At 47.6% G+C, this 7,927-nt stretch carries 5 protein-coding genes; 3 read left to right on the plus strand and 2 right to left on the minus strand.

The genetic code is table 11. The annotated features are described in order from the left end of the window. Nucleotides 1–444: 444 nt before the first annotated feature. Together argJ and tnpA are read left to right on the plus strand one after the other, a co-directional pair. A complete protein-coding gene (argJ, locus tag QT974_RS27770) occupies nt 445–1,686 on the plus strand; it encodes a bifunctional ornithine acetyltransferase/N-acetylglutamate synthase (RefSeq protein ID WP_333471626.1) in 1,242 nt (413 codons plus the stop codon). Between the two features lie 190 nt (nt 1,687–1,876). Continuing rightward, nucleotides 1,877–2,302: an IS200/IS605 family transposase gene (gene tnpA, locus QT974_RS27775; RefSeq protein ID WP_333471627.1), complete on the plus strand. Its 426-nt coding sequence runs from the start codon at nt 1,877–1,879 to the stop codon at nt 2,300–2,302. A gap of 405 nt (nt 2,303–2,707) precedes the next feature. Here the strand turns inward: tnpA and QT974_RS27780 are convergent, their stop codons facing one another. Next, nucleotides 2,708–3,727, minus strand: coding sequence for a zinc-dependent alcohol dehydrogenase family protein (locus QT974_RS27780; RefSeq protein WP_333471628.1), 1,020 nt, complete (start codon nt 3,725–3,727; stop codon nt 2,708–2,710). Nucleotides 3,728–3,867: 140 nt separating this feature from the next. Here QT974_RS27780 and QT974_RS27785 point away from each other — a divergent pair, with 140 nt between their 5' ends. Then, on the plus strand, nt 3,868–7,407 hold the full coding sequence (locus QT974_RS27785; RefSeq protein ID WP_333471629.1) for a sensor domain-containing protein: 3,540 nt from the start codon (nt 3,868–3,870) through the stop codon (nt 7,405–7,407). A 50-nt stretch (nt 7,408–7,457) separates the two neighbouring features. On the opposite strand, the gene QT974_RS27790 is transcribed toward QT974_RS27785, so the two are convergent. Continuing rightward, nucleotides 7,458–7,823: a four helix bundle protein gene (locus QT974_RS27790; protein ID WP_333471630.1), complete on the minus strand. Its 366-nt coding sequence runs from the start codon at nt 7,821–7,823 to the stop codon at nt 7,458–7,460. Nucleotides 7,824–7,927: the final 104 nt, after the last annotated feature.

Raw genomic sequence — 7,927 nt, forward strand, 5'->3', positions numbered from 1 at the left:
TGTGTTTATCTGTCAGACATCTGCGGTTTCTGTATCGATCGAAGACTTATGCAATCTTGTCTATTAATAATGACAGTTACAAAACCGTCGCGACTTTTTCTTGAGTTCGATCTCTACAGAAGAAGTCGCGATTAATTTTAAGGAATTGATTTAACACAAATAATCAAATATAATATTGCTCAACTATATTTTCAGATCGTTTCTGGTTGCATCGGAATGATTTAACCACAGAGGCCGCAGAGAACACAGAGAGAGAATAGAGAGATTAATAATTCCAATGCTACCGGATTTGAGTTCGCGCATCGGGCAAAGAACGGTTAAACCACAAAAAAACAACTCATTGATTCGTCATTTGTTGGCAATCTAAAATCTAAAATCTAAAATCTAAAATCTAAAATGATATAATCCCCTCTCAATAGAATAGAACGCTCTAGGGAGGTCATCATGTCGGACTGGAAAGAAATTGGCGGCGGAGTTACAGCACCCAGAGGATATCGAGCATCGGGAATTACAGCGGGTTTGAAGCCTTCAGGCTTGCCGGATTTAAGTTTAATTTTGTCAGAGGTGGACGCGATCGCCGCGGGAGTCTTCACCACATCCACAGTCCGGGCTGCTTGCGTGGACTACTGTCGCCAGCGTTTGCAAGCTAAACCCAGCGCCAAAGCAATTTTGTGCAATGCCGGACAAGCAAATGCTGCTACTGGCGAAGCAGGCTTAGCAGATGCCCTAGAAAGCGCGAAATTGTTGGCGGAAGCCCTAAATATTCCTTCTGAATCAATTCTTTTAGCCTCCACAGGCGTGATCGGACAGCGGATTAAAATGGAGCCGCTGAGGGCGGGAATTCCGCGATTGGTTGCTGAAGCCTCTGAAACTGGTTCTGATGCGGCTGCTAAGGCTATTTGTACGACTGATTTAGTGCCGAAAACGATCGCCCTAGAAACCATGTTTGGCGATCGTCCCGTGCGCATCGGCGGCATTTGCAAAGGTTCGGGAATGATTCACCCGAATATGGCAACAATGCTAGCATTTGTAACTTGCGATGCAGCAGTGTCGTCGCATTTGTGGCAAGAAATGCTGAGTCGGGCGGCTAACAGAAGTTTCAATCAAATTACTGTTGACGGCGATACCAGTACCAACGATTCGCTAATTGCTTTGACTAACGGCCAATCTCGCACGCCTGCGATTACAGAAATGGGCGCGGATGCTGAAAAATTAGAAGCGATGCTAACAGAAGTTTGCGTGCATTTGGCAAAGGCGATCGCCCGCGATGGCGAAGGTGCAACGTGTTTGGTGGAAGTGCAAGTTAGCGGCGCCGCCGACGAAGTTTCTGCGAGTAAAATTGCCAAAACAATTGTCGGTTCTTCTTTGGTGAAGGCTGCTATTTTTGGGCGCGATCCAAATTGGGGCAGAATTGCGGCGGCGGCGGGGCGCGCTGGTGTTCCTTTTGAACAAGAGAATTTGCGGATTCAATTGGGGGATTTTTTGATGATGGAAAATGGACAACCTTTAGCGTTCGATAAATCTGCTGCGAGTAATTATATGAAGGCTGCTGCGGCTGGTGAATATCTGAAGGAAGACACGGTTTTAATTCAGGTTGCTGTCGGGAATGGTGCAGGTTTTGCGAAGGCTTGGGGATGCGATTTGAGTTACGACTACGTGAAGATTAACGCGGAGTATACGACTTAAGGGCGATCGTAATTTCAGAGGCCCGGGCGGTTGCAAACTGCGCCTGCACAGCCCGGGCGGTTGAAATCGCGGCGACACAGCCCGGGCGATTGAAATCGCGGCGACACAGCCCCGGCGATTGAAATCGCGGCGACACAGACAAAACCCACCTCCGTGGGTTGAAGACAAATTTCACACATTTTTAATAGAAATGAGAGACACTTTTACGCAGTTATATATCCATTTTACTTGGGCGACCTGGGATAGATTGCCGTTGATTACTCCTGATATTCAACAAGTAATCTATGCAACAATTATTGCAGAATGTCAGAAGTTGGGATGCACTGTGATTGCCGTTGGCGGTATAGAAGATCACGTTCACCTGTTAACAGGTTTTCCGACTACTTTGGCGGTATTTGAGATAATTAAGCAAGTCAAGGGTAGTTCTTCCCATTTAATCACTCACGAAATTAAACCGGGTGTTTTTTTTAAATGGCAAGGCAGCTACGCAGCATTTACTGTTAGCCACGATGCGATCGACATTGTAGCTAAATATATCCGAAATCAAGCTGTTCACCACCATCAAAAATCAATGATTCCTCATTGGGAATTGACTTCAAAATCACTGGGCAATTAAAATATCCCAAAATTTCTTCAACCCGCGGAGGCGGGTTTCGTTTGTGTCGCCGCGAATTCGATTCGCCGGGAATCTCCACCGCCCGCGAATTCGATTCGCCGGGAATCTCAATCGCCCGGGATTTGTGAATCTAAAATTTCTTCAACCCGCGTCGGCGAGTTTCGTATGTGTCGCCGCGAATTCCATTCGCCGGGAATCTCAATCGCCCGGGATTTGTAAATCTAAAATTTCTTCAACCCGCTTGGAGTGGGTTTCGTATGTGTCGCCGCGAATTCCATTCGCCGGGAATCTCCACCGCGAATTCGATTCGCCGGGAATCTCCACCGCGAATTCGATTCGCCGGGAATCTCAATCGCGAATTCAATTCCCGGGAATCTCAACCGCGAATTCGATTCGCCCAGAATCTCAACCGCCCGCAATTTCCAGCACTATTTTACCCGTTACTGAACCTGTTTCTAACAACTCGTGCGCAGCTTGAGCTTGTTCTAGCGGGAAAGTTTGGCTGACGTGAATTTTGAGCAAATTACGATCGCACAAACCAGCGCACTGCTGCAAAATCTTTGCCTGCTGTTGCTGTTCCTCCACCAAACCTTGCAGCATCGGAGTTAACATTAATTCCAGACTAATTCGCAGATTTCGCATTCTCGCTGTTTTCAAATTGCCCAAAGCCGGATCGGGTTCCAAAATCGTTACCAAATCTCCATAAATCTTCACCGCCGGAATCGTTTGGTAAAAAGTTTCTCCCCCGACTGTATCAAAAGCCAAGTCCACTCCTTTTCCCTGAGTCCAAGTCAAAACCTGATCGACAACATCGGTATTTTTGTATAAAATAACTAAATCTGCACCTAACTGCCGTACAAACTCGGCTTTTGCTTCGGAACTAACAGTAGTGCAAACCTCAGCACCCTGCAATGAAGCCAACTGTACCGCGACGTGGCCGACACCGCCTGCACCTGCTAGAATTAGCACCTTCTTTGATAACACCTGGCCAGCTTCCAAGCGCCCTCGATCGTACAGCGATTCCCATGCTGTAATTAAAACTAACGGCGCAGCCGCCGCCTCAGCAAAACTTAATGCAGCAGGCTTGATGGCGAGAAACCTTTCGTCTACAACGGCAAACTCAGCATAAGTACCGATCGACCCGCCCAAACCCCCATTGCAGAAAAAAACCTCGTCTCCGACTTGGAAACTCTGCACAGCAGCACCGACAGCCTCTACTACTCCAGCCCCGTCGCACCCCAAAACGTGAGGAGTTTTCTCCGGGTAAAAAGTGCCGCGCGATCGCAACTTAGTATCTATCGGGTTGACGCCCGCCGCCCGCAACCTTACCAAAACTTCAGTTTCTGTTTGTATAGTAGGGGCGGGGATATCTTGCAGTTTCAATACGGACGGGCTTCCGGGGGTTTCAAAAACGATCGCTTTCATGGCTTGGTATTAACTTGCATTGTCGCCTTCACCTGCGATCCTACCTTGTATTTGTTACTCATCCGTGACGATACTTAGTTATTTTTAATAAATAGATTGGCTTTCAAGTAACTACTACAATTGTCGAGCGGTGCTAATCGATGTTCCAGCTAGATTTATTCCTTTACTTAGAGATTCTTGCATATTTTTTGGGATTATCGGCGAGCTTAGCCTTCGCGTTCGCGATTTATCTCAAATGGCAGCGAAGGCCCCCCAGTCTCCCGCCAGCAGCAGAGCCAGCCCAGTTTCCCGAATTAAACGGCGATTTATCGGCAAAAGTCAAAAATCAGAAAAACTTTTTGATTTTCTTCAACTCAAATCCCTTGCAGCCAACTAACAGCTTCTTGGGTAAAATTTTAAGTGTTGGCCGCTCTCTATTCTTCGCCCAGCAACAGCGCCCCACTGTTAATTCTTCGTCTCTTGTAGGGCCTTCCACCAGCCAAACTCTCACTCAGAGCAGGTCGGGTTGGAGCCCAGAAGATCGAGATAGCCCGAATGCCGAGTACCCTGCCCAAGTTAACACTTTCCCGCAATTAGAAGAAGACTTGCTGGGCGAAATCCTAGCAGGTACTAATTCACCCGGAGGAGCAGAATTTTTTGATGCGTTAGTTCGCCACTTAGCCTCAGCACTCGGAGTTCGCAGCGCCGTTGCTGCCAAATCTATGAAGTCGATCGAACGCGCTGATACTCCTCCCGATCGATTGCAAACGATCAGTTTTTGGCTCGACGGACAACAGCAGCCAAACTTTGAGTGCAACACGGCGAATACTCCCGAATCGCTGGTGTTCGAGCAGGGAATCTACTGTTGTCAGGACTGCATCAAAGAAACTTTTCCCCAAGACGGCAGACCCATATTGACAGGTGCGTGCAGCTTCTTGGGAGTCTTGCTCAAAAACTCCTACGGCGAACCTTTAGGGATTATTTGTATTTTCCACGATCGACCTCTGGTAGAGTCACATATTGCCAAATTTCAACTAATTCTCAGCATTTTTGCTTCTCGCGCCGCCGCCGAATTAGAGAGGCAGCGCCTAGAAGCAGCCCTGTGCACCGTAGAAGCCAAATACTGCGCCCTTGTAGAACAAATGCCGGCTGTCACCTACATTTCTCCCCTCAACCGCAACGCTGCTAAACTTTACATTAGCCCGCAAATCGAGACTTTTCTCGGCTATTCTGTCGCTGAATGGAAGGCAGACCCCGACCTGTGGCTGAAACTCGTTCACCCAGAAGACCGCGACCGCGTGTTAGTGGAAAACGCAGCACAGAAATTTACTGGTGGAGAAGATATCTTTGGTGAGGCGCCGCTGGTTTCAGAATACCGCGCGATCGCCCGCAACGGCAAAGTTGTCTGGTTTCGCGATCGAGCTATCGCCGTTCGCGATGAAGCCAGCAAGTCCGTCATCCTTCAAGGCGCCATGTTTGACATCACCGAGACTAAAGTGGCCGCCAGCGCCCTACTCGAAAGCGAATATCGCTATTACACCTTGGCAAAAATACTGCCTGTCGGGATTTTCCGCGCCGACGCTGCTGGAGATTGTTTGTATGTTAACGAGCGATTTTTGGAAATGGCGGGACTGACGGCCCCAGAGGCATTGGGTGAAGGTTGGGGTCAAAGTTTGCATCCCGAAGACCGATCTCGGGTTTTGAGCCAGTGGTATCGCGCCGTACAAGATCAGTTGCCTTGCAAGTTAGAATACCGCTTTTGCAACGGCAACTTCATAACCTGGGTATTTTGGCAAGCAGTGCCGGAAATTGACCACAAGGGGGAAGTTCTAGGTTATCTCGGCACCTTGACCGATATCAGCGATCGCAAGCAGGCAGAATTCGCGCTCCAACAGGCTGAAGAAAAATACCGCAGCATCTTTGAAAACGCGATCGAGGGCATTTTTCAGACGACTGTTGACGGGCGCTACCTCAGCGCTAACCCTGCTTTGGCAAGAATTTACGGCTACGAGTCGGCCGCCGAACTGATCGCCAACATCCACAATATCGATCGCCAACTCTACCTCGATCCCAACCGCCGCGTCGAGTTTTTGCGCGCGATCGAAAAACACGGTGCTGTGTCTGAGTTCGAGTCCAAAGTTTACCGCGCCGATGGCACCACCATCTGGGTTTCCGAGAACGGCCGGGCTGTTCGCGACGCCCGCGGCAATTTGCTTTACTACGAAGGCACTGTCGAAGATATCACCCTCCGCAAAATCGCAGAAGAGAAGTTAGTACACGATGCTTTGCACGATACACTGACGGGTTTGCCCAACCGAGCTTTATTTATGGATCGCTTGGGACACGCGATCGAACTTTCCAAACGCCGTCCCGAAGTTTTGTTTGCGGTGCTGTTTATCGATCTCGACCGCTTTAAGGTTGTCAATGACAGTTTGGGGCATTTAGTGGGCGATCGGTTGCTAATCGCGATCGCCCAGCGCCTGGAAATCTGTTTGCGCGCTGGAGATACCGTTGCGCGTCTCGGCGGCGACGAATTCGCTATTTTGCTGGAAAATATCAAAAATACTGAGGATGCGATCCACATTGCCGAACGAGTGCAAGCACAACTGGCAGAGCCTTTTTACCTCAACGAATATCAAGTTTTTAGCAGTGCTAGCATTGGCATTGTTTGTTCCGGTTTGCCGCAGCCTTCCACCGCAATTCGCGAACTGTTGATTCCAGGAAATCAGGAAAATATCGATCGGGAAACTTCTTTGTCTTGCCTATCTCCCGACTCTACAGTTCCCGCCCCATTCCAAATATTGTACGATCGACCAGAAGAACTGCTGCGAGATGCAGATGCTGCGATGTATCACGCTAAGGGATTGGGCAAAGCCCGCCACGAAGTTTTTGACTTGAGTATGCACACGCGTGCCGTCGCCCTTTTGCAACTCGAAAACGATTTGCGGCGCGCTCTAGACTCCCAGGAATTTCAGCTTTACTACCAGCCCATCGTCTCTCTAACTAGCGGTAGAATCATCGGTTTTGAGGCGCTGCTGCGGTGGTATCACCCTCAGCGCGGTTTAGTATCTCCGGGTGAGTTTATTTTAGTAGCAGAAGAAACTAGATTGATTGTACCTATTGGTTGGTGGATGATGCGATCGGCTTGCCGTCAGATCCACCAATGGCACCAAAAATTCCCAGCAAATCCGCCGTTAACTGTCAGCGTCAACCTTTCTAACGAACAATTTAAACAACCAGATTTAATCGAACGCCTCAGCGAAATTTTACAAGAAACTCAGCTTGACCCGCGTACTTTAAAGTTAGAAATTACTGAAGGAGTAATCATGGACAATGCCGAATCAGCCGCCGCTATCCTCTCCCAATTGAAAAATTTAGAAATTGAATTATATATTGACGATTTCGGCACCGGCTATTCTTCTTTGAGCCGCCTGCACACTTTTCCCACTGACGCTTTAAAGATCGATCGAGCTTTTGTCGGCCGCATGACTGAAGATGAAGGAAACGAAGCCATAGTACAGACTATTTTAATTTTAGCCAGTCATTTAGGCATGGATGTAATTGCTGAAGGAATCGAAACAATCGAACAGCTTAATCTGCTCAGAGCGCTGCAATGCGAATACGGACAGGGATACTTTTTCTCAAAGCCGATAGACACCATCGCAGCCACAGTTTTGATAGAAAGTCAACCAGTATGGTAATTTAACTGTTGACTGTTGACTGTTGACTGTTGACTGTTGACTGTTGATTATTAACTTTTGGGTTTTTGTTTTAGTGAGTTAAGATAGGCATTAAGTTTTGGTGAAAGTTCATTTAATAAGGGATGCAGGCGATCGCTCTGTTCTTGAGTTAAAAGATTACGAGCATAGGCAAGTCTTAACCAGTGCCTTGTTTCGTTTAATGAACCTCGTGCAATTTTCACAAAACGCTGATTATCCTGATAGCTATACCGTCCATGCCCTTCTGCAATATTAGCACCAACACTATCAGCCGATCGCACTATTTGTTTGCCCATCGTATCCTTGATAAACTCGTCCCATTTTTTAACAATAAACCATATTTCGTTTGATATTTTTTCAGCTAATTGATAAACTTGTAGCTGTTGAAAGCTTTCCATATTAACTTTTTTCAACAATTGATTAATGACCAATAAATACAAGTCAACCGTCAACAGTCAACAGTCAACAGTCAACAGTCAACAGTCAACAGTCAACAGTCAAC

Origin of the sequence: Microcoleus sp. BM001215392 (assembly GCF_036700185.1) — a bacterium.
Lineage (GTDB): Bacteria > Cyanobacteriota > Cyanobacteriia > Cyanobacteriales > Microcoleaceae > Microcoleus.